This window comes from Microbispora sp. ZYX-F-249 (assembly GCF_039649665.1).
GTDB lineage: Bacteria > Actinomycetota > Actinomycetes > Streptosporangiales > Streptosporangiaceae > Microbispora > Microbispora maris.
This window is the reverse complement of sequence record NZ_JBDJAW010000005.1, coordinates 97,245-118,415: the sequence shown is the minus strand read 5'-3', so window position 1 is coordinate 118,415 and position 21,171 is coordinate 97,245. Positions and strand designations below refer to the sequence as shown.

General features: G+C 68.9%; 23 protein-coding genes and 1 tRNA gene. 9 read left to right on the top strand and 15 right to left on the bottom strand.

The features are described from left to right. Positions 1 to 7: 7 nt before the first annotated feature. Positions 8 to 556, bottom strand: a complete 549-nt coding sequence (locus tag AAH991_RS08825; protein ID WP_346225260.1) for a hypothetical protein — start codon at positions 554 to 556, stop codon at positions 8 to 10. Positions 557 to 649: 93 nt separating this feature from the next. On the opposite strand from AAH991_RS08825, the gene AAH991_RS08820 reads away from it, so the two are divergent. Continuing rightward, positions 650 to 1,579 (top strand): DUF72 domain-containing protein, encoded by a 930-nt coding sequence (locus AAH991_RS08820; RefSeq protein WP_346225259.1) that lies wholly within the window; start codon positions 650 to 652, stop codon positions 1,577 to 1,579. A 377-nt stretch (positions 1,580 to 1,956) separates the two neighbouring features. Further along, on the top strand, positions 1,957 to 3,663 hold the full coding sequence (locus tag AAH991_RS08815; protein WP_346225258.1) for a glucuronyl esterase domain-containing protein: 1,707 nt from the start codon (positions 1,957 to 1,959) through the stop codon (positions 3,661 to 3,663). Positions 3,664 to 3,804: 141 nt separating this feature from the next. Here AAH991_RS08815 and AAH991_RS08810 read toward each other — a convergent pair whose 3' ends face one another. Then, positions 3,805 to 3,984, bottom strand: a complete 180-nt coding sequence (locus AAH991_RS08810; protein ID WP_346225257.1) for a hypothetical protein — start codon at positions 3,982 to 3,984, stop codon at positions 3,805 to 3,807. 93 nt (positions 3,985 to 4,077) lie between these two features. Here AAH991_RS08810 and AAH991_RS08805 point away from each other — a divergent pair, with 93 nt between their 5' ends. Continuing rightward, entirely contained in the window at positions 4,078 to 4,536 is a 459-nt protein-coding gene (locus AAH991_RS08805) for a MarR family winged helix-turn-helix transcriptional regulator (RefSeq protein WP_428833965.1), read from the top strand. A 92-nt stretch (positions 4,537 to 4,628) separates the two neighbouring features. On the opposite strand, the gene AAH991_RS08800 is transcribed toward AAH991_RS08805, so the two are convergent. The 7 genes from AAH991_RS08800 to AAH991_RS08770 form a co-directional block, all read right to left on the bottom strand. Beyond that, positions 4,629 to 5,150 carry a hypothetical protein gene (locus AAH991_RS08800; RefSeq protein ID WP_346225255.1) on the bottom strand — a complete coding sequence of 174 codons (522 nt, stop codon included), beginning with the start codon at positions 5,148 to 5,150 and terminating at the stop codon, positions 4,629 to 4,631. Between the two features lie 27 nt (positions 5,151 to 5,177). Then, complete coding sequence (locus AAH991_RS08795; protein ID WP_346225254.1) at positions 5,178 to 6,056, bottom strand: polysaccharide deacetylase family protein; 879 nt, start codon at positions 6,054 to 6,056, stop codon at positions 5,178 to 5,180. Between the two features lie 30 nt (positions 6,057 to 6,086). After that, positions 6,087 to 7,088 carry an asparaginase gene (locus AAH991_RS08790; RefSeq protein ID WP_346225253.1) on the bottom strand — a complete coding sequence of 334 codons (1,002 nt, stop codon included), beginning with the start codon at positions 7,086 to 7,088 and terminating at the stop codon, positions 6,087 to 6,089. After that, a complete protein-coding gene (locus AAH991_RS08785) occupies positions 7,085 to 7,828 on the bottom strand; it encodes an SDR family NAD(P)-dependent oxidoreductase (RefSeq protein ID WP_346225252.1) in 744 nt (247 codons plus the stop codon). Before AAH991_RS08785 ends, AAH991_RS08790 begins: the two co-directional genes overlap by 4 nt. A 12-nt stretch (positions 7,829 to 7,840) precedes the next feature. Further along, complete coding sequence (locus tag AAH991_RS08780; protein ID WP_346225251.1) at positions 7,841 to 8,620, bottom strand: SDR family NAD(P)-dependent oxidoreductase; 780 nt, start codon at positions 8,618 to 8,620, stop codon at positions 7,841 to 7,843. Further along, a complete protein-coding gene (locus tag AAH991_RS08775) occupies positions 8,617 to 9,918 on the bottom strand; it encodes an MFS transporter (protein WP_346225250.1) in 1,302 nt (433 codons plus the stop codon). Before AAH991_RS08775 ends, AAH991_RS08780 begins: the two co-directional genes overlap by 4 nt. Before the next feature lie 382 nt (positions 9,919 to 10,300). Next, positions 10,301 to 11,368 (bottom strand): LacI family DNA-binding transcriptional regulator, encoded by a 1,068-nt coding sequence (locus AAH991_RS08770; protein WP_346225249.1) that lies wholly within the window; start codon positions 11,366 to 11,368, stop codon positions 10,301 to 10,303. A 262-nt stretch (positions 11,369 to 11,630) separates the two neighbouring features. Here AAH991_RS08770 and AAH991_RS08765 point away from each other — a divergent pair, with 262 nt between their 5' ends. Both AAH991_RS08765 and AAH991_RS08760 read left to right on the top strand, forming a co-directional pair. After that, positions 11,631 to 13,481 (top strand): ABC transporter ATP-binding protein, encoded by a 1,851-nt coding sequence (locus tag AAH991_RS08765; RefSeq protein ID WP_346225248.1) that lies wholly within the window; start codon positions 11,631 to 11,633, stop codon positions 13,479 to 13,481. Positions 13,482 to 13,595: 114 nt separating this feature from the next. Further along, positions 13,596 to 13,793 carry a hypothetical protein gene (locus AAH991_RS08760; protein WP_346225247.1) on the top strand — a complete coding sequence of 66 codons (198 nt, stop codon included), beginning with the start codon at positions 13,596 to 13,598 and terminating at the stop codon, positions 13,791 to 13,793. Between the two features lie 5 nt (positions 13,794 to 13,798). Here AAH991_RS08760 and AAH991_RS08755 read toward each other — a convergent pair whose 3' ends face one another. From AAH991_RS08755 to AAH991_RS08745, 3 genes are all read right to left on the bottom strand, one after another. Beyond that, positions 13,799 to 14,302, bottom strand: a complete 504-nt coding sequence (locus AAH991_RS08755) for a hypothetical protein (RefSeq protein WP_346225246.1) — start codon at positions 14,300 to 14,302, stop codon at positions 13,799 to 13,801. 131 nt (positions 14,303 to 14,433) lie between these two features. After that, complete coding sequence (locus tag AAH991_RS08750) at positions 14,434 to 14,736, bottom strand: hypothetical protein (protein ID WP_346225245.1); 303 nt, start codon at positions 14,734 to 14,736, stop codon at positions 14,434 to 14,436. Positions 14,737 to 15,376: 640 nt separating this feature from the next. After that, entirely contained in the window at positions 15,377 to 15,841 is a 465-nt protein-coding gene (locus tag AAH991_RS08745) for a hypothetical protein (protein WP_346225244.1), read from the bottom strand. A gap of 257 nt (positions 15,842 to 16,098) precedes the next feature. On the opposite strand from AAH991_RS08745, the gene AAH991_RS08740 reads away from it, so the two are divergent. Both AAH991_RS08740 and mltG read left to right on the top strand, forming a co-directional pair. Continuing rightward, positions 16,099 to 16,611: a SigE family RNA polymerase sigma factor gene (locus tag AAH991_RS08740; RefSeq protein ID WP_346225243.1), complete on the top strand. Its 513-nt coding sequence runs from the start codon at positions 16,099 to 16,101 to the stop codon at positions 16,609 to 16,611. Beyond that, positions 16,608 to 17,552 carry an endolytic transglycosylase MltG gene (mltG, locus tag AAH991_RS08735; RefSeq protein WP_346225242.1) on the top strand — a complete coding sequence of 315 codons (945 nt, stop codon included), beginning with the start codon at positions 16,608 to 16,610 and terminating at the stop codon, positions 17,550 to 17,552. Before AAH991_RS08740 ends, mltG begins: the two co-directional genes overlap by 4 nt. Positions 17,553 to 17,573: 21 nt before the next feature. Here the strand turns inward: mltG and AAH991_RS08730 are convergent, their stop codons facing one another. Further along, complete coding sequence (locus AAH991_RS08730; RefSeq protein ID WP_346225241.1) at positions 17,574 to 17,915, bottom strand: VOC family protein; 342 nt, start codon at positions 17,913 to 17,915, stop codon at positions 17,574 to 17,576. A 315-nt stretch (positions 17,916 to 18,230) separates the two neighbouring features. Between AAH991_RS08730 and AAH991_RS08725 the strand changes: the two genes are divergently transcribed. Together AAH991_RS08725 and AAH991_RS08720 are read left to right on the top strand one after the other, a co-directional pair. After that, positions 18,231 to 18,569, top strand: coding sequence for a hypothetical protein (locus tag AAH991_RS08725; RefSeq protein WP_346225240.1), 339 nt, complete (start codon positions 18,231 to 18,233; stop codon positions 18,567 to 18,569). A 296-nt stretch (positions 18,570 to 18,865) separates the two neighbouring features. Beyond that, on the top strand, positions 18,866 to 19,270 hold the full coding sequence (locus tag AAH991_RS08720) for a hypothetical protein (protein WP_346225239.1): 405 nt from the start codon (positions 18,866 to 18,868) through the stop codon (positions 19,268 to 19,270). Between the two features lie 478 nt (positions 19,271 to 19,748). Here AAH991_RS08720 and AAH991_RS08715 read toward each other — a convergent pair. Then, positions 19,749 to 19,820 (bottom strand) — tRNA-Lys (locus AAH991_RS08715). A 138-nt stretch (positions 19,821 to 19,958) separates the two neighbouring features. Continuing rightward, positions 19,959 to 21,116 carry an acyl-CoA dehydrogenase family protein gene (locus AAH991_RS08710; RefSeq protein ID WP_346225238.1) on the bottom strand — a complete coding sequence of 386 codons (1,158 nt, stop codon included), beginning with the start codon at positions 21,114 to 21,116 and terminating at the stop codon, positions 19,959 to 19,961. Positions 21,117 to 21,171: the final 55 nt, after the last annotated feature.

Below are 21,171 nucleotides of genomic sequence, written 5' to 3'. Positions count from 1 at the left end.
GGGCCGCTCAGGGGGTGTAGATCTCCTGGACCTTGACGATCCTGCCGCGGTAGACGGTGATGAGCGCCGGGCGGTGGCCGTCCTTCATCCGGGAGACCAGCACACTCCGCGAGCACCGCTTCGACCCGAGGCTGTCGTTCTTCACCGTCACCACGGTGCCCTCGCATCCGGTGGCGCTGTAGAACACGACGTTCTTCGCCAGGGGAGAGGCGTAGGCCATGACGTCGCCCTCGGCGGGGCCCTCGAAGTGCCCCTCCGTGTGGCCGGTCGTGTCCTTCACCCATTTGATCGGCTCGTATTCCGCCGTCCCGGACCGGTAGTACGTGACCCAGCCCCGCAGGATGCCGTCATGCCGGGGCGAGATGTGCTTGGTGAAGTCGTGACGGGGGTCGCTCTGGAACGAGGTGCCGAAGACCTTGGGCTTGGCGAACTTCGGCATGGCGGCCGCGCCGGCGGGCAGCGCCGCGGCGGAGACCGACGAGGCGGCAACGGTGGCGGCAACGGTGGCGGCCACGGTGGCGGGGAGGACGACACGGAGCGAGGTCGTGAGCTTCATGTCCTGTTGGAGTCCGTGCCCGGCGGAGAAGTTCGCGGCCCGATGCCGGTGACGGCCGGAATCCCCTCCCTCAGGGAGGGGAGAGGTAAAGGCATGGGCAAGATCTTGGTAGGTACGGCCTCCTGGACGGACAAGTCGCTGCTCGCGTCGGGCTGGTATCCGGCCGAGGCCTCCACCCCCGAGAAGAGACTCGGCTACTACGCCGGCCGGTTCCCCCTGGTCGAGGTGGACGCCACCTACTACAACCCGCCGGCCCGGCGTACGGCCGAGTTGTGGCGGGACCGCACGCCGAAGGACTTCACCTTCAACGTCAAGGCGTTCTCCCTGCTCACCGGGCATCCGACCCGGCCTGCCGCGCTCTACAAGGACCTGCGGGCCGTGCTGGGGGAGCCCAAACGGACGCTGTACCGGCGCGACCTCCCCCCGGAGGTCGTCGAGGAGGTGTGGCGCCGGTTTCTCGGCGCGCTGGAGCCGCTGCACGAGTCGGGGAAGCTCGGCGCGGTGCTGTTCCAGTTCCCGCAGTGGTTCCCGCCGGGCGGCGCGAACCGCCGGTACATCCTGGAATGCCGTGACCGCTGCCTGCCGATGCGGATGTGCGTCGAGTTCCGCAACGCGGCCTGGATGGACGAGGCCACCCGGAGCGACACCCTCGGCTTCCTGACCGCCAACGACCTGCCGTACGTCGGAGTGGACATGCCGCAGGGACATCCCTCGTCGGTCCCGCCGGTGCTGGCGGCCACCTCCGACCTCGCCGTCGTCCGCCTCCACGGTCACTCGGAGAAGTGGACGAGCCGCGTGATCGAGGAGCGGTTCGGATACCTCTACTCCGAGGAGGAACTCCGCCACTGGGCCGGCGGGATCGCCGACCTGGCCGCCCGTACGACCACCACGCACGTGCTGACCAACAACTGCTGCGCGGACAACTCCCAGCGCAACGCGGCACGCCTGGCCGAGCTGCTCCACGAGCGAGGTGCCGAAGTCGTCAGACCTCCCGGCGGAAGACCTCCCGGCCGAGCGGCCTGAGACGCCGCCGGTGCGGTCCGCTCGGGCGGGCGAGGCGTGCCCGAATCTGAAAGTTTCGTGTATGAAAGCGAAACTTGTGTGCGACATGTCGCTGCAATGGCTTGGAACAGCTCTGTTTCGGCGTGACCGCGGCGGTGGCGACCTTGCGTGACTTGGGCCTTGTGGAGATCGGAAGTTTTCGGCAATTCTCCGAAAATACCTACCTCCCTACTCGCCTGTGGTCATCCCGGGACCTGATGACAGGTCCGGGATCCTCAGGAGGAAGGACGAGCGACCTTGAAACGTCTCACGGTCTCGCCTGCACCGATGGAGAGCCCGCTGCAGGCCGGACGCATGCCCGCCGCCGGTGCCGGACGGCCCTGCCCGGGGAGCGCCCGATGATCGGCGCCGCCGGCTCGTACGGCAGGAGCCGAACCCGGGGCGCACGCCGCGCGCTCGTCGTCGGCGCCGTCGCGGCGCTCTCGCTGGGCCTGGCGGCAACGGAGATTCCCAGGGCGGACGCCACCACCGCCACGCTCGTCGCGGCGGCCGCGGCCGGCGTCGAGGACGAGGGCGCCGACTGCCCGGTGCCCGACCTGGGGTCGCCGGCGTCCAACTCCCGGCTTCCCGATCCGTTCGAGAAGATCAACGGGCAGCGCGTCACGTCCAAGTCGGAGTGGCGGTGCCGCCGCGAGGAGATCAAGAAGCTGGCCGAACGCTACGTCTACGGTGAGAAGCCCGGCAAGCCGGCGAGTGTCACGGGCACGGTCTCGCGGACCGGAATCACCGTGAACGTGTCCGCCAACGGCAGGAGTGCCGGCTTCTCGGCGCCGGTGGACCTGCCGAGCGGCAGCGGGCCGTTCCCGGCCGTCATCGTGTACGGAGGGTTCGGCGCGGACACCGCCACCATCAAGGCGAGCGGCGCCGCGGTGATCAGCTACGACCCGTTCACGGTCGGCAAGGAAGGCACGGCACGCAACAACAAGCAGGGTGCTTTCTACGGCATCTACGGCTCTTCGAGCAGCACCGGGCTGCTCGCCGCCTGGGCCTGGGGCGTGAGCCGCATCATCGACGTCATCGAGCAGTCGGGCGGGAGCATCCTCAAGGCGGACGCGACCGGCGTCACCGGGTGCTCGCGGTACGGCAAGGGCGCCTTCACGGCCGGAGTGTTCGACCAGCGCATCGCGCTGACCATGCCGATCGAGTCCGGCAGCGCCGGTGTTCCGATCCTGCGCGGCGTCGCCCAGGAGAGCGGCGCGCAGCCGCTGAGCAGCGCCTACTCCGAGCAGCCGTGGCTGGGTGACGCGTTCGGCTCCTTCACCGGCAACCCGAGCCGGCTGCCGGTCGACACGCACGAGATGGTGGGGATGATCGCCCCACGCGGGCTGTTCATCATGGAGAACCCCCACGTCGACTGGCTGGGCGCCCAGTCGGGGAGCGTGGCGGCGCTGGCCGGCGCGGAGGTCTACAAGGCACTCGGCGCGGGGGACAACATCAGCTACTGGTCCGACGTGCAGGACGGCACCCACTGCGCCACCAGGTCGGAATGGCGCACGCCTCTGCAGCAGAACATCCAGAAGTTCCTGGTGAAGTCGGGCAACGCCGCCGGGGTGTTCCGGATCTCGTCCAGGAAGTCCGGCAACCTGTCGCAGTGGCGGGACTGGACGACTCCTGTCCTGACCGACAACAGCCCGTCTCCGAGCCCGAGCCCTTCCCCGAGCCCCTCGCCCAGCGGGAGTCCCGGCACCAGCCCGAGCCCGTCTCCGTCGCCGAGTCCGTTCCCGAGCCCCTCGCCGTCCGGCGGGGTGACCGGCGCGTGCTCGGCGACGATGCGCGTGGTCAACTCCTGGTCCGGCGGCTGGCAGGGTGAGGTCACGGTGCGTGCGGGCACGTCCCCGATCAACGGCTGGACCGCGAACTGGACCTGGCCCGGCGGGCAGACCGTCACCCAGGTCTGGGGAGGCGTACGGTCGGGCTCCGGCTCGGCCGTGACGGTGCGCAACGAGGCCTGGAACGGCTCGGTCGCGGCCGGCGGAAGCACGACCTTCGGCTTCATCGCCGGAGGGTCCTCGGCCACCCCGGCGATCACCTGCACCAGCCCGTGACCGCATCGGCCACGACCGGGTGAACGTGAATCGATCGGGCCCGCGGCGACCGCGCCGCGGGCCCGATCCCGTCCTGCTCACTCGCGTGAGGATTCGTGAGGATCGCGGGAACCGCCCGGGCGTCCCTCGTGCTGCCGCCGGTCAGCCGCCCAGCAGCATGACGATCCCGACGATGACGAAGTGAATGAGCACCGCGAACACCAGCACGCTGGCGAAGATCCACTTGGCGGGGCCGTGCTCGAAGTGCTTGCTGTCCTTCATCGGCGGGCGCTTGGCGACGCGGTCGGCGATGCGCTCTTCGAGACTCTTCCTACGGGCCATGGCACTTCCTGTGTTCTCGGCGCTGGCGCTTAGTCCACTAATTATTAGTGTACTAACCCGCTACCATGGCAGTGGAGGTGCGTAGTGAGTGAGATTGGCGACACCGTCGACCCGCTGGCCCTGGAGAACCAGGTCTGCTTCGCCCTGGCGGTCGCCTCACGGACGGTCATCGGCCTCTACCGGCCCGTGCTCGAACCGATGGGGCTGACCCACCCGCAATATCTGGTGATGCTGGCCCTGTGGCAGCACGCGCCGCTGTCGGTCAAGGACCTCAGCCGGCTGCTGCAGTTGGAGCCTGCCACACTGTCGCCGCTGCTCAAGCGTCTGGAGTCCGCCGGTCTCGTCGAGCGCCGCCGCGCCAGCGACGACGAGCGGTCGCTCGCGGTGGTGCTGACCGACGAGGGACGGGCACTGCGCCGGCAGGCCGAGAAGGTGCCCGCGACGATCGTCGAGCGGCTGGGCATGGAGCTGACCGAACTGCAGGACCTGCACCAGGCGCTCACCCGGGTGATCGCCGCCGCCACCGGCGCGCACCTCGCCGGACACCGATAAAGAGGGACGGTCGGGGGCGGCCACCCTGGGATGGCCGCCCGCTGTCCGCTCGAACTCCGCTCACACCCGCTCAAACTCCGCTCACACCCCGTTCACTCTGCGCTCACTCCGGGGCCGGAGCCGACGATCCTTCCCTCCGCCGCGAGCAGCCGGAACGGCGCCGCCCGGCCGAGGGCGTCGAGGGCGACCGCGCGGCGGTCGAACACGCGGACGCCCAGCCCGAACGCGGCGAGCCGCAGGTGCAGGGCGCCGCCGGGCGGCACCCTCATGACCGTGACGGCCGGCTGCGGATGGGGCGCCGACGGCGGACGGTAGCCGGGATAGGCGTCGTCGTCGTGGGCGGTCCCGTGCTCGTGGTCGCGCAGCGACGCTTCGAGCTCGTCCCATCCCGACGGGACCAGGAGACGGGCCACGCCGTCCAGCAGCCGGTCGAGGGTCGGCGCGACGCGCGCCCCGCCGGTGCTGCCGGACGCCAGCCACCCCTGCGGGACGGGACGGACCGTCACTCCCTTGCACACGGCGCCGACGAACCGGGCGATCGCCGCCCGGCGCCGGTGCCCGGAGACGAGGGGCCCGGCCCAGTCCGCGGATGGGCCTCCACAGGCACCGCACATCCTGTTCGCGCTCCCTTACCCGGACGGTTACGCCCGGGGACGGCGGGCCTTGAAGTCGTCCGCGATGGCGTCGAACGTGGACCACCGGACGCCCTCGTGCTTGTTGATGTGCTCGATGAGGCGCTCCAGCATGAGCAGGACCTGCGGACGGCCCGAGACGTCCGGGTGGATCGTGAAGGTGAAGACGGCGTAGTCCGACTCCCGGTAGACCCAGTCGAACTGGTCCCGCCACATCTCCTCGATGTGGCGCGGGTTCACGAAGCCGTGGCTGTTCGGGCTGGTCTTGATGAACATCATGGGCGGCAGGTCGTCGAGGTACCAGCTCGCCGGGATCTCCACGAGGTCGGTCTCCTGCCCGCGCACGAGCGGCTTCATCCACTCGCGGGCGTCCTTGTCGTAGTCGATCTTCGACCAGGTGTCGCCGACGCGCACGTAGTACGGCTCGAAGTCGCGGTGCATGAGCGAGTGGTCGTACTTGATGCCGCGCTCGAGCAGCAGCTCGTTGGTGACCGGCGAGAACTCCCACCACGGCGCGACGTACCCCGTGGGGCGCCGGCCGGTGCGCGTCTCGATGAGGTCGATGCAGTAGTCGAGGATCGTCGACTCCTGCTCGCGGCTCATCGCGATCGGGTTCTCGTGGCTGTAGCCGTGCACGCCGATCTCGTGTCCGGCGGCCACGACCTGCTCGAACTGCTCGGGAAAGGTCTCGATGGAGTGCCCCGGCCAGAACCAGGTCGACGGCAGGTCGTACTTCTTCATCAGAGCGTTGAGCCGCGGGACGCCCACCTCGCCGGCGAACAGGCCGCGCGAGATGTCGTCCGGGGAGTCCTCACCGCCGTAGGAGCCGAGCCAGCCGCCGACGGCGTCGACGTCGATCCCGAACGCTACGAAGATTTCCTTGGCCACAGCGCATCCTCTTCTCTTGGTATCGATGGGTCAGACGTGGGCGGCGAGGGCCTGCCGCGTGACGGAGACCCCCTGGGAGAGCAGCAGCGCCAGCAGCAGCCTCGCCTGGTAGACGGGCAGCCCGCCCATGCTCAGCGCCCCGGCGCGTACGAGGTCCACCCCGCCGCCGTTGCCGTACGTGGGCACGACGGGCCCCTCGGCCACCCGCGTGGACAGCGCCACGACCGTTCCTTCGGCCACGGCCTCGGTAATCCAGTCCAGCAGGGCGTGGTTGGCGTTGCCGACGCCGGTCCCGGCGAGCACGACCGCCCGGGCTCCGGCGCGTACGGCGGCCCGGGCGAGCGCGGCGTCGGCGCCCGGGTGGACCGTCACCACGTCCACCCGGGTGTCGTCGAAGCGGGGGCCGGGCGGGTCCAGCGGCGCCGGCCGCACCGGCCTCGCCGTGATGTGCACGCCCGTCGCGTCGACGCGGCCGATGGGACCGCCGTCGAGGGTCCTGAACGGCTGGGCGGCGACGGTGTGGGCCTTGCGGGTGCCCCGGGCGGCGAAGATCCGCCCGGCGAAGGAGATGAGCGCGCCGCACCCCCGCGCATCGGGAGAGGCGGCGACGGCGACGGCCTCCCGGAGGTTGCGGGGCCCGTCGCTGTCGGGCTGGTCGGCCGCCCGCTGGGCGCCGGTGAGGACGACGGGCTTGTCTCCGCCGTGGACGAGGTCCAGGAGGAACGCCGTCTCCTCCATGGTGTCGGTGCCGTGGGTCACCACGACGCCGGTCACGTCGTCCCTGGCGATCTCCGCGGCGACGGCCTCCGCGATGAGGCGCAGCTCGTGGTGACCGAGCAGGTAGGAGCCGAGGCTGAACAGGTCGCGGCCCTCGACCTCGACGTCCCCGTAGCCGGTGGAGCCGAGGAGCTGTGCGGCGGTCCTGCGTGCCACCGCCGGGCCGCCGGGTTCGCTGCTCGACGCGATGGTCCCGCCGGTCGCGATGACGACGACGCGCGCCTTCCGGGATCCGTCTTCCGTCCGGACGCTCACGGCATCACGTCGCCGGAGTTGGGGCCGAGCGTCTGACCGACGTAGATGTCCCCGCCGGGCGAGCCGGCCAGGAGCAGCGCGGTCGGCGCGACCTCCTCGGGCCGGCCGAACCTGCCGAGCGGCAGCTCCGCGGCCTTGCTCCGCTTCCACTCCTCCGACAGCCCGTCGATGAGCGGCGTCACGATCGGGCCGGGGGCGATCGCGTTGACGAGCACGCCCTTCGGCGCGAGTTCGAGGGCGAGGGCCTTCGTCAGGCCGATCACGCCCGCCTTGGCGGCGACGTAGTGGGCGAGGCCCGTGCCGCCCTTGATGCCGAGCTGGGAGGCGATGTTGATGATGCGGCCCCGGCCCGCCTCCACCATGTACGGCGCGGCGTAGCGGGCGGCGAGGAAGACCCCGCGCAGGTCCACGGCGATGGTCCGGTCGAAGCGCTCCGGGGTCATCTCCAGGAAGGGGACCTCGTCGAGGATGCCGGCCGCGCTGACCAGCACGTCGATCCGGCCGTGCCGTTCGACGACCTCGGCCATGACACGCTCGACGGCGGCGGCGTCGGTGACGTCGACGACGTGGCCCGTGACGTGGCCCGTGTCCGTGCCGAGGCCGAGCAGCTCTCCGGCGACGGGCTTGAGGTCGAGCAGGGCGAGAGCGGCGCCCTCCGCGGCGAACAGCCGGGCCGTCGCGGCCCCGATCCCGCTCGACGCTCCGGTGATGACGGCGACCTGGCCGTCGAGAGCTCCCATGGTCCGTTCCCCTCAGCTCGGCCAGCGGACGGTGAGCCCGCCGTCCACGATCACGCTCTGCCCGGTCACGTACGCGGCGTCGTCGGAGGTGAGGAACCGGATCACCCGGGCCGCCTCGTCGACCGTGCCCACCCGTCCGGCCGGGATGATGTTCCCCGCCTCCCGCAGGCCCTGCGGGCCGAGCGAGTTGACCTCGTCGAGCGACTGGGGGCTCTCGATCAGCCCGGGGATCACCGCGTTCACGCGGATCCCGCGCGGCGCCAGCTCGACGGCCAGGGAACGGCACAGCCCGAGCACGCCGGCCTTGGCCGCCGCGTAGTGGCTGTGCTCCTCCCATCCGTACACGCCGCCGGCGATCGAGGAGGTGGCGACCATCGAGCCGCCCTGCGCCATATGGGCCGCACAGGAGCGGAAGATCCGCAGGACGCCGCCGAGGTCGACCGCGAGCATGTCGTCCCACGCGCCGTCGGTCATCTCCGCCAGCGCCTGGCGGCGCAGCACGCCCGCGGCGGCCACGGCGATGTCGAGGCGGCCGAAGGCCTCGACCGCCGCCTGCGCGAAGCGCTCGGTCTGCTCATGCGACCGGACGTCGAGCTCCACGGCCACGCAGCGCCCGCCCGCGGCCTCGACGGCGGCGACGGTGTCGCCCGCGTCGTGCGGATCACCGGGGTAGTAGCCGACGACCGAGTGCGCCCCGGCCCTGGCGTAGGCGACGGCCAGGGCCCGGCCGATGCCGCTGGCCCCTCCCGAGATGACCGCGACCTTGCCCTCGAGCCCGTCGTCCCTGGTCATGCGAGAACCTCCTTCTTCTGTGCCGCGTGGTCGCCGAACCGGTTGGTGGTGTTCGTGCCGAGCATCAGGAAGCCCGAGATGAGCATGAACACGGAGCCGGCGGTGATCGCGGCGACGGTCATGGACAGCCCGGTCGCGAGGAGCACGCTGAGCAGCGCCGATCCGGCGATGCCGCCCAGCGGCGCCATGACGTGCGCCACGTTGGCTCCCGTTCCCCGCACGTGCGCCGGGAACGACTCGCCCATGTAGAACAACATCGCGGCGTAGGGGCCGTTGAGGAAGAAAAGCGTCAGCGCGTAGAGCGCGATCGTGAGCCCCTGCCCGGTGGGCAGCAGGAGCATGAGGAGGCTGACGGAGCCGCCGATGAGCCAGCCGAGGGTGATCGTCAGCTTCCGCCCGATCCGGTCGCCGATCCAGCCGTGGAAGAGGTATCCGGCGAATCCGGCGATGTTGGACAGTACGAGGACGATGAGCGCGCTCTCGAACGAGACGCCCTTCGCCTCCACCAGCACCGTGGTGCCGAGGACGGAGAAGACCTGGATGCCCATCCAGTTGGTGAGCCACGCGAGCGCCAGGCTGATGGTGTGCCGGCGCAGCCCGGGAGCGAGGACGTCCTTGAGCGCGCCGCTCGTCCTGCCGTCCACCAGCTCGGTGACGTCGTGTTCCTCGGCGAGCTCGCGGGCCCCGGCGTGATCACCCTGCTCCTGCCGGCGCTTGACCTCCTTCATCGCGAGGAACGTCGGAGACTCGGGCAGCTTGAGCGCGAGCAGGATGATCGGGATGGAGAAGGCGAGGGCGAAGAAGAAGGACCACCGCCACCCGGCGAGCGGCAGGAGGACCGCCGTGATGCCCGCCGACAGCAGAGCGCCCACCGGCCACCCCGCCTGCACCAGGCTGAAGACGAAGCCCCGGTTCTTCACCTTCTTGAACATCTCGTTGAGGTAGACGGCGTTGACCACCTCTTCGGAGAGGGACAGGCCGGTGAACGCCCGGATGACGACCACGCTCGCGGCCCCGACCGCGAGCCCGGTGAGCCCCGACGCGAGCGCGCCGCCGGTCATCAGCAGGACCAGGGCCTTCTTACGGCCCATCTTGTCCAGGACCGGGCCGACGACGAGGGAGACGATGAACACGCCGACCGTGGCGAAGGTGTTGACCATCGTCGACTGGCTCGTGGACCAGCCGAAATGCTCACCGATCTTCGGCAGGAGGGTGCCGAAGAGGGTGTAGTCGTACACGGAGGCGACCCAGGCGAGGAAGGCGATGACGCTGACGTAGACGACCGCCCGCTTCGTCACCGGCCGGTTCCAGGGTTCGTTCGCGGGCGCTCGCAGGGACGCGCCCGGCGCTCCCTGGGATGGGACAGCTCCCATTTGGGGGACTCCTCCTAGTTGAGCTCAAGAAGGCACACAAAGGTTTGTGTAACGCCGCACAAAGGTTTGTGTGAGGAGCGGAGACGAGACCCTGACCTTTTTCATGTGCGATGAGACGTGGCCGCCCGCTTGTCGCGCGCCCGTCACGTATGCGTACCTCGGCGTCACGCCGGCCGGCGGCGGAATGGTCGACCCCACACGCCTGGCCGGGTGGGCCGCACCTGGGGACCGGTGCGTCCCGGGTCACTACCCAAACCTTTGTGCAACCTTCAGGCAGGTTAAATGTGGCATCCGCCCATGTCAAGGGTCACACGGACGGGCCGGACCCGTCCGTACCGGTGGACCGGGAGGCCTCCGCCGACACCGTCGACTCGCGGACGACGAGCGTGGGCGGCAGGCGCAGCGGCTCGACCTCGGCGCCCTGGAGCAGGTCGAGCAGCATCTCCAGCCCGCGCCGTCCGATCTCGTGCATCGGCGACCGTACGGTGGTCAGCGGCGTGGGCAGTTCCGCCGCCAGCGCGGTGTCGTTGTACCCGACCAGAGCGACGTCGTCGGGAATCGACAGCTTCCTGTCACGCAGTGCGCCCATGACGCCGATCGCCGCGAAGTCGTTGGCGGCGAAGATCGCGTCCGGCAGTGGACGGCTGTCGAGGATCCGCTCCGCCGCCTCCCGTCCGCCCTGCGCGTCGAAGCGGCCGTGGACGACGCGGTGCGGCGGGACGTCCACACCCGCCTCGCGGAGCGCGTCGATGGCGCCCCGCGTCCGGTCGAGGCCGGTGGAGGCGTACGGCTCACCCGCCAGGATCGCGACGTCGCGGCGTCCGATGGAGACGAGGTGCTCGCCCACCAGCCTGCCGCCGAGATGGTCGTCGCAGGTCACGGATGGGAAGTCGCGGGCGCGCCGGGAGACGAGGACGAACTTCATCCCACGCTCGGCGACCCCCTGCAGGAACTCGCCGTCGAACTGCGCGTCTCCGAAGATCATGCCCTCGACCCGGCGGGACAGCAGCGTCTCGGTCGCACGCGCCCGCTTCTGCGGGTCGTCGAGAGAGTTGGTGACGAAGGTGGCGAAGCCCTTCTCCGTGGCCGCCTCGTCGATCCCCTCGTAGATGGTGGCGAGCACGTAGTCCTGAAGCCGGGGCACGATCACGCCGATCAGCCGGGAGCGCTGCGTCCGCAGCCCGACGGCCTGCGGGTTGGGCGTGTAGCCGTGCGAGGCGGCCGCGGCGCGGATCCGGTTGATCGTTTCCGCGGACGCCCAGCGGCGCGCCGACGCCTCGGATGCCGAGTTCAGCACCCGGGACACCGTCGAGGGGGTGACGCCCGTCTCGTCGGCGATCATCTGGAGCGTGGCATGGGGCGTCCGCCTGCCCATCGACACTCCCTGCACCCGCGATCCTCTGCCGACCCCGCTCACACGCGGGACCGTGCCCATTGTCCCGCCTGGGACCGTGCCCATTGTCCCGCCTGGGACCGTGCCCATTGTCCCGCCTCCGGGCCGGTCGGGGAACCGCGGCGGCCCCTCCGATCCCCCGAGCCGGTCACTCTTGGTAGTGGAGTGACGGGAAAATCGTTCGCCCTTCCGTCGGGCGCTGGGGCAGCATGGCCACGGGGACGCCGGCATTCAGGAGGGGCTGATGGCTGTGCTCGGATCGGGTGAGGAGGTCGGAGACGGCCCATCGGCGCGGAAATCGGCGGTCCTGCTGGTGCTGCGCTACTACGGCGCCGAGCTGAGACGGCAGTGGCGGGTGGCGGTGCCCGCGCTGACGTTGCCGGCGGTCGGGAACATCTGCCTGTTCTACCTGGCGCCGCTGGCGGTGGCCGGGCTCGTGGGGCACCTGTCCGACGGCGGGGACGGCACCATCGGCGTGCTGCTGCCGTACGTGCTCGGCTTCGGCGCGATGCTGCTCATGGGCGAGGTGGTATGGCGGGTGGGGCTGCACTTCCTGAACCGCACCGACGCCCGGGGCATCGAGCGGCTCGGCGTGGTGGGCATGGACGCGCTGCTGGCCAAGGACGCCGCGTTCTTCCACGACAACTTCGCCGGCTCGCTGACCAAGCGGGTCATCGGGTTCTCCTCCAGGTTCGAGGAGTTCGCCGACACGCTCACCTTCTCGATCATGGCCAAGCTGGTGCCGCTGGCCTTCGCCTCGGTGGTGCTGTGGCAGTACCACCCGCTGCTGGTCCTCGTCCTCGTGGGCCTCATCATCGTCACCGGTTTGCTCGTCGCCCCGCTCATCCGCCGCCGTCAGGCGCTGGTCAACCAACGCGAGGCCGCCAAGGTGCGGGTGTCGGGCCACGTCGCCGACGTGCTGGCCAACATGGACACGGTCCGCGCGTTCGCCGCCGAGGAGCGCGAAGCCACGGAATACCGGACGAGGATCGCCGAGCAGCGCAGGTTGTCCCTCCGCTCCTGGGACTACGGCAACCTCCGGGTGGACACCGTCGTCGCCCCGCTGTCGGTGCTCACCAGCACCGTGGGCCTGCTCCTCGCCGTGGCGCTGCGCGGAGGTCTCGGTGTGGAGGCCATCGTGGTGACGTTCACCTACTACTCGAACACGATCAGCATCATGTTCGAGTTCAACCAGATATACCGGCGCATCGAGAGCGTGCTCACCGAGGCGGCCCAGTTCACCGAACTGCTGCTCGAGCCGCCGACCGTGGTGGACCCGGTCGATCCGCAGCCACTGCGCCCGGCCGACGCGAGCATTCGCTTCGAACGGGTGCGGTTCGCGCACGGCCGTGGCCCGCTCCTGTTCGAGGACCTGGACCTGGACATTTCCAGCGGCGCGAAGATCGGGCTGGTCGGCCAGTCCGGCGGCGGCAAGACCACCCTCACCCGGTTGTTGCTGCGTCTCATGGACATCGACGGAGGCAGGATCCTGATCGGGGGCCAGGACATCGCCCGGCTGCGTCAGACGGACCTGCGCAGCCTCATCGCCTACGTCCCCCAGGATCCCGCCATGTTCCACCGGTCCGTACGCGACAACCTCGCGTTCGCCCGGCCGGGCGCCACCGAGGCCGAGATCCTGCGGGCCGCCCGGGCGGCGCACGTCACGGAGTTCGTCGAGGCCCTGCCGGACGGCTTCGACACCCTGGTCGGCGAGCGCGGCGTCAAGCTCTCCGGCGGCCAGCGGCAACGCATCGCACTCGCGCGCGCCATCCTGCGCGACGCCCCCATCCTCCTGCTGGACGAGGCGACCAGCGCCTTGGACTCCGAGAGCGAGATCCTCGTCCAGGAGGCCCTGTGGCAGTTGATGCAGGACCGGACCGCGCTCGTGGTCGCACACCGCCTGAGCACCGTCGTCCGCATGGACCGGCTCGTCGTGCTCAACCGGGGACGCATCGTGGAGCAGGGCACCCACGGCGAACTGCTCCAGGCCGACGGCTCCTACGCCCGGCTCTGGCACCACCAGTCCGGAGGCTTCCTCATCGACGACGACACCCCCGCGGAGCTCGACCGCCGGCCCACCCAGACCGTCACCTGAGCAGCCCTGCCCGGCCGTCATCCGTCCGTGATTGACCGGCGGGCTCACCCGGCCCCTCAGGAGTCGATTTCCCAGAAGAGCGCCTCTGTTTCTTCACAGCGTGTTTGAGGAGTGGTGATACCGGTTGACAACGGGCGGCTACTCCCCGCGCCGAACAGGGGCGGACGGCCGGAAAAGCACGCCCTGCTCAGCATGTACCCGGGCACGCCGGTCCGGTACGTGTTCGCCGGCGCCGGCTTCGCCGGGACGCTGGTGGACTGGACACAGCGAGTCCTGCGGACCGTGCTGCACATCGTCCGCAATGCCGCGTGACACTGTTACCGAGGGCAGGCGTTCTGCGGGGGGACCGTGTACTTCGGGGGGTCGTCCATATTCCTGCCGTAACCCTGACCCGTCCAATAGATTCCTATTACAGCTTTCGGCGCGCCCGCCGATAGAACGATCGGAAAATCCGAAACATACTTCTGGCCGTCGAGTGTTCTACCCTGAACCACCAGCTGCCACGTCTCTTCGTACTTGTCCGTGGCCGGTAGATGCACCGAGCGCTTCACGGTGGGCTTGTCTCCGGGCAGCAGGCACCGCCCCAAGGCATCCTGCAGAAGAGACTCACATGTCCCCGTGCTGCGCGCGAACTCGGAGCAGAAATCGGCGACGCCGTTCTTGCTGACTCCGGCGACAACTTCCGCAAGGACTGACTCCGCCAACTCCGGCGTGAACGCGACCGCAGGAGGTGGTTTTGCTTGCTCCGGCTCGAATGTACAGCCGGCTGCCATCAGTGCGGCCACTACCGTTACCGCGATTCGACGCACGATCGGGAGCATATGCCTCCTTCGGGGGATCCCGCACGGGCTGAGCGGCCACGGTCGCCGCGGCGGCGTTCGGGCACCACAGCCATGATCGCGACCGACGGTGCTCGCGTAGGTGCCCTGCACCCACTCGAAAAAGGGCGTCGTCAGCTTCCGAAGATGAGAAGGACAAGATATCCGGCCGGGCATATCGCCCAACCGCACCAGAACGACAGACGCGAGACGTTTTTCGGCCTCGGCGAATGTGCCCGCGTCAGTGCCTTCATGGATAGGGCGGCTCCCAGGACACCGATTGCCAGGAAGGCCGGCGGCGTATAAACGACGAGAATCGGGATCGTGTAAAGGCTCAACGTCGCAATGAAGAGAAAGAACGCTACGACGACGTAGGTGGCCAGAGCTGTGACCACACCGATCAGGCCCCATAACAGTTGTCTTACCGGCACCTTCATGATCGGGTGATCCTCCTGTCGGGGGATTCGTACGACCGGTAGAGGCGGCATGCACCGTAGCCGATCACGTCACTGCCGATCGGCATACACGACGGTCACCCGCCTTTGAGTCGCGAGTGATATGTGCGGCATGGCCGGCCTCTGCCACAACGCTGCTCGGGCGCTGGGAGGTCCTGATCAGGGGAGTTCGCGGCGCACCAGAGCTTCGGAGAAGGGTTTTCCTGTTCTCCGGGCGAACGTCATACGTGCGCGCACCTCACTGAGCGAGCGCGGGCGGTAACCAGGGCCCCCGCAACAACTTTTGTTGAAGCGGATACCCGCGTGCAGCAGCACCGAAAGGGCCCGCCAGCCTGCGCTGTCCCTACGACGTGGAGCCGCGAAGGCGGAGCCGACATGGATGAGCGGCTGGGCGCACCGGGGGCAGCGCCGATCGCCAAGGCCCGGGCCTGGAGATGGCTGCTTGTACGAGGCGCGGCACGCCAAACACACGAAAGACGTCTTTCCATGAGCCATACGGTCAGAGTAGGACGATCACGCGGCAAGAGCGACAGAGTTTCGAATCATTTCCCCGAGGCCGAGGGGCGTTCCGAAACGTCGCTGTCCAACCCGGGTCAAAGCTCGTACATGATCCGATCTGCAGTTAAGGAAGCCGCTCGCGGAGAGCCAGCCATTGATCGAGTGCTTCTGCTGTGGGCGTCACTGACAGATGGCCACGGATGGCCGGGGCCGACGCCAACAGGTTCTTGCACTGACGGAGGGCCAGAATCTGCGCGGGGGGTCGCTGCCGCCAGGTGGTGACCCACTCTGCGGCGTCCTCCAGTCGCAGGGGGAGAGCCGCAAGGATGTCCACGGCGAGGGCATCCGGGTTGAAGAGCGGTGCGTCTGTGGGGCCGATGTTCTCGATCAGAAATGCGCGCAGCTGGAATCTGCGCGCATTGGCGCCAATGGCGTCCAAACCTGCTGCCTCGGCTCTGGCAAGCGCGTACATGGCCGTCTGCGCCCACAGCCACCGCCCTTCGCCTTGCTCGGGCTGACAGGCGTAGGAGCTGTTCACATCCCACACTGCGAGCCAGCGGTTGACGGAATCAGGCGGGTGGCCGACCACGTGGTCACTCTCTCACGCGCCGCGCGAGCCTCGGGGATGTGCCTTCGGGGCTTTCGCAGTAGCGGGCGGTGAAGTAAGCGGCCGGAGGGAGCCGGGTTCCAGCCGGCCGCCGGCACGTCGTTCGGCGAGCGCCAGAGCGAGCCGGTGCTCATGCAGGTCAGGGCTATGCGGCCCGTGATGCAGAACGCTTCGGCCATGCCGGCATAGTTCGGCGCCCTGTCCGCGTCCTTGGCTGGTGACACTCCGAAGGAGGACAGGTGGATCCAGGATTCGAGGAGGACTTCCGGGCCTTCGTCATCGATCGATCAGGGGCGCTGTTCCGCACCGCGTACCTGCTGACCGGTGACCGGCACGCCGCCGAGGACCTGGTGCAGTCGGCGTTGGCGAAAACGGCCGCGAAGTGGCGCGGCCTGCGCGATCCCGCGTCCATCGAGGGTTACGTCCGCCGTGTCATGTACCACGAGCAGGTGAGCCGGTGGCGGCGCCGCTCCCGTATCGCCGAAGTGCCCACCGGTCGGCTGCCCGACCACATCGGCGGCGAGTACGCCGAGATGGTGGATCTTCGCCTCGTGATGCGTACGGCTCTCGCCCGGCTGACGCCCCGGCAGCGGACCATGCTCGTGCTCCGCTATTTCGAGGACCTGTCGGAGACCGAGATCGCCCGGCTGCTCGGCGTCAGGGTGGGGTCGGTCCGTAGCCAGATTTACCGGTCGTTGGAGCGTCTGAAGAAGGCGGCGCCCGAACTGAGCACCGTGAGGGAGTTCGGATGAACATCGAGGATCTGCTGCGCGAGACTCTGTCCGACATGGCCCATGAGGAGCAGCCACCCCCGCCTGGCCGGTTCCTTCGCGTCGACGGGCGCCGGTCCGGGCGCCGCGGCGTCGCGCTGATGGCGGCGGCGACCGTGACCGTGCTGGCGGTCGGATCCACGCTCGCGGTCCAGGGCCTGTCCTCGCGTACGGCGGCCCCCGGGCTTCTCCCCGGCCAGGGCTCCGGCGAGACGCGTACGGACAACCGGATCACGGTGCACGAAGGACTGCGGCTTTCCAGGGTGTTGGCGGATCTGTCGGCCGCCACCGGCAAGCCGCTGGAGGAGTTCGAGCGTGCCGCCGAAGACGACGAGGCGCTCGGCCTTCCCGTCTACGCCAAGGGCGCGCTGGAAGGGTTCGCCTTTCCGGGGACCTATCACGTCTCGCCCACGTCGAGCCCGAAGGACATCCTCGCCGGGATGGTGACACGCTTCAGAAGCGTCGCCGAGGACACCGGCCTGGTGGAAGGCGCCAGGCGTCTCGGCCGTACGCCATTGGAGATCATGACCATCGCCAGCATCGTGCAGGCCGAGTCGCGCGACAAGCGCGACATGCCCAAGGTCGCGCGGGTTGTCTATAACCGGCTGAACGGCACGCCCGCGATGAGGCTGCAGATGGACAGCACGGTTCTATACGGCCTGAACAAGTTCGGCAGCAGGGCTTCGGACGAGGATCTCAAGAGCCGGTCGCCGTACAACACCTATGCGCACCTTGGCCTGCCGCCCGGTCCCATCTGCAACCCGGGCATGGACGCCATCGAGGCTGCCCTGAACCCGGCCGCCGGCCGCTGGCTGTGGTTCGTGGTGACCGACCCGCAGAAGGGCGTCATGAAGTTCGCCGACTCCCACTCCGAGTTCGTCAAGCTGGCCGAGAAGTACCGGAAGAACCTCAAGACCGGGTGATCGAGCGGCGTGCCGGGCCCGTCACAGCGGAGCGCCGCCGAATCCGATCTCGTTGCCGTCGGGATCGCGGTACGTGGCCTTGCGCACGCCGTTCGAGTAGGTCTCCTGCTCCGCCGGGGCCAGTCCTCGATCGGCGATTCGCGCGACGAGCGCATCGAGGTCATCGACGAAGACCGTGTGCATGGCGTGGCCGGCACGCTCGGGCCGCTGCTCGATGAACATGTATCGATGCTCCGCCAGCTCCCACACAGCCTCCGTGTCGTTCGGGAAGAACGCCGGCGGGGAGCCCAGCAGCTGTTCGTACCACTGCACGGCCACCGCGTAGTCGGCCACCGGGATTCCTGCGAACAGGTCAAGGGCCATGACGTGATCATACGAATGACGCCCCAGCTCGGTGAGCCCCAAGGGGGCCTTTGGTGCTTACCCCGGAGCCGGAGCCGAAGCGCCCCACGGAGGCGCAGCTCTTGTTTGCGGCGGCAGCGCCCGCAATGATCGACGCACTATGAGCGACGTTTCCCCTGTCGTCTTGCCGCTGGTCTCCATCGCCATCGTCTGCGTCAGAGTGGGAGACCATCAGGCGCCTTTCGTGGCTGTTGCCGTTAGTCCTCATCCAGGGGTATCCGCCCATGACTTCGATCTTTCTGGTGCTGCCTAGAGGCGCGCTGGGACACTATGCGGGTGATCATGACGGAAGGGCCACTTGTACGGGATCTGTTCCCCGATCTCATCGCAGAGCTGATCACGTGCTTGAGGGAAGAGGGTGAGGAAGATCTCGCCGTCTGCGCTTTGGATATCCGGTTCTATGGCGAATGTGGATGTGGCGATGACTTCTGCCAGAGCTTCTACACGGCTGAACGTTCAAGTGGGGCATACGGCCTCGGGTATCGATGCGTGCCACTGCTTCCGGAGAAGGGCTATCTGATCCTCGACGTTGTCGACGGACGAATCATGTTCGTGGAGGTGTTGCATCACGACGAGTTGCGCCGCTCGCCGGGGGCCGGGGCTGAGAGCGCCTAGAAATGCTCGGCTTGGGGCGGGCGCGCTGTCAGCTTGGGAATTGCATGGATCACGGCCCGTACGGGCGCTTACCTGGGCTTCGGGCGGGTCATGAGTGACCCGGCGGCCTTGGTCTGCTCGGCTTGTCCCGGGTCGATGGCGGGCGGGGTGATCAGGCCCCTACCTCAGCCACCTATCGCCAGCAAAGCAACGCTGAGCAGGCCCTTGACGATTACCCCGGAGCCGGAGCCGGAGCACCCTCGCCGGAGGCTGGGTTTGAATTGATCCCTCTATAGGGAAACCCTAGGTTCGGAGCCGTGACAGATGATCTGGCTGGATCGGCAACGTCGCCTCCAAGGTTCCCGTTGCGAATGACATTCGTCGGGTGGTCTCTGATTGCCGCGGTGCTGTCGTGGGTCGCTGCGTTCTTCGCTTGGCTCCTGGTCAGCTACTCCCTAGAGCTGGACGAGTGCGGTCTTGACCCACTCACGGAGTACGAGACGGAGAAATGCGCTCCCGTCAGCCAGTGGGCAAGCGTCACGGCCTATGCCTGGGTCGTCAGTCCATTTGTCTGGCTGCTGGCAGGACTCTTTCTGTGGCTGGCGCCTAAGCGCCTCATCCGCATCCGACAGCTCGTGGCATGGGTCATGCCTGCACTGCCGGTTTTCGTCATCGCGGCTCAGGTGCTTGTGTCTTTGCTGTACGGGCCGATCCCTGCTTGAGCGGTCGAACAACCGTCGCGCGGCGGGCGGCCCGGGCTGCTGGCGGCGCTGCCCCACGGCGAAGCGGACGTCCGGACGGCGGCATACCTGCGTCAAGCAGCGGTGTCCGGCCTCGTGCGACCGGCACGGCGCCCGATCGACTCCCGACAGGACTGGGAGGAGGTGGAAGGAACTGCTCCGCCTGTCCGAGGTCGAGAAGGACGCCCAGGGTCCACGACGTCCGGCACAGGGCGGCGACGCTCCTCCTGGAGCAGGGCATAGACATGCGGGTCGTTCAGGTGATCCTCGGGACACTCCCAGCTCACCACGATGAAGCGCTACATCCACGTCACCGAGAACCTGGCCGACGACGCCATGGCGCGGATGGGCCGGGCGCTGTGGGACGAGTGAACCAGCGAGAGCACAACTGCAACCGGAAATGCAACCGGGCAGGCTTCCGAATGATCATGATTCGGGAGTCTGCCCAGTTCATCAGGGGTGGGGCGCCAGGGACTCGAACCCTGAACCGACGGATTAAAAGTCCGCAGCTCTGCCATTGAGCTAGCACCCCGTGGTCATGCTCCTCGGACCCGCCGCGTCGCGGTGTGATCCGCGGAACACTCCCCACAATGCAGGGTACAGAGAGTACCGCGTCTTCGGCGACGCCATTGTCCCTGATCGCACAGACGGGCCGAAGCGACCGGATGCGTCAGCGGAAGGCGTCGAGGCCCGTGAGCGCCTTGCCCAGCGTCAGCAGGTGCACCTCCTGGGTGCCCTCGTACGTGAGCACGGACTCCAGGTTGGTCATGTGCCTGATGACGGGGTACTCCAGCGTGACGCCGTTGGCCCCGAGCACCGTACGCGCCTGGCGGGCGATGTCCAGCGCGGCCCGGACGTTGGCGAGCTTGCCGAAGCTGACCTGGGTGGGCTTCAGCTTCCCCGCGTCCTTCAGCCGGCCGAGGTGGAGGGCGGTGAGCCCGGCCTGGCCGAGTGCGACCGCCATCCAGGCCAGCTTCTCCTGCGTGAGCTGGAACCCGCCGATCGGCTTGCCGAACTGCACCCGCGTGGTGGCGTAGTCCACGGCCGCCTCCAGGCAGGCCCGGCCCGCGCCGACGACGCCCCACAGGATGCCGAACCGCGCCTCCGTGAGACACGACAGCGGGCCCTTCAGCCCCACGACGCCCGGCAGGACCGCGGAGGCGGGCAGCCGTACGTCGTCGAAGTAGAGAGAGGCGGTGACCGAGGCCCTAAGGGACAGCTTCCGGTGGATCTCAGGGGCGGAGAAGCCCGGCGTCGAGGTGGGGACGACGAACCCCCGGATGCCCTCGTCGGTCTGCGCCCACACGACCGCCACGTCGGCGATCGAGCCGTTGGTGATCCACATCTTGGCGCCGTTCAGGATCCAGTCGCCGGACGGGTCCTGCTTGGCGGTGGTGCGCATGCCGGCGGGGTCGGACCCGTGGTCGGGCTCGGTCAGGCCGAAGCAGCCGATGGCCTCCCCCGAGGCCAGCCGGGGCAGCCACTCCTCCTTCTGCTCGTCCGAGCCGTACTTCCAGATGGGGAACATCGCCAGCGATCCCTGGACGGACACGAACGACCGCAGCCCCGAGTCGCCCGCCTCGAGCTCCCGGCAGGCCACGCCGTACGAGACGGCGTCGAGCCCGGCGCAGCCGTACCCCTCCAGGTGCATGCCGAGCAGGCCGAGCGAGCCCAGGACCGGGGCGAGCTCGCGGGCGGGGAACGTGCCCTGCTCGAACCACTCGCCGACGTTGGGCAGGACCTTGTCGGAGACGAGTTCCCTGACGGAGTCCCTGATCATGCGGTGCTCGGGGTCGAGCTGGTCGTCGAGTTCGAGGAGGTCGTCCATGTCCGTCAGGGTATCCGGGCCCCCTCGGGGTAGGGCCAGGGGGAATCCCGATGTG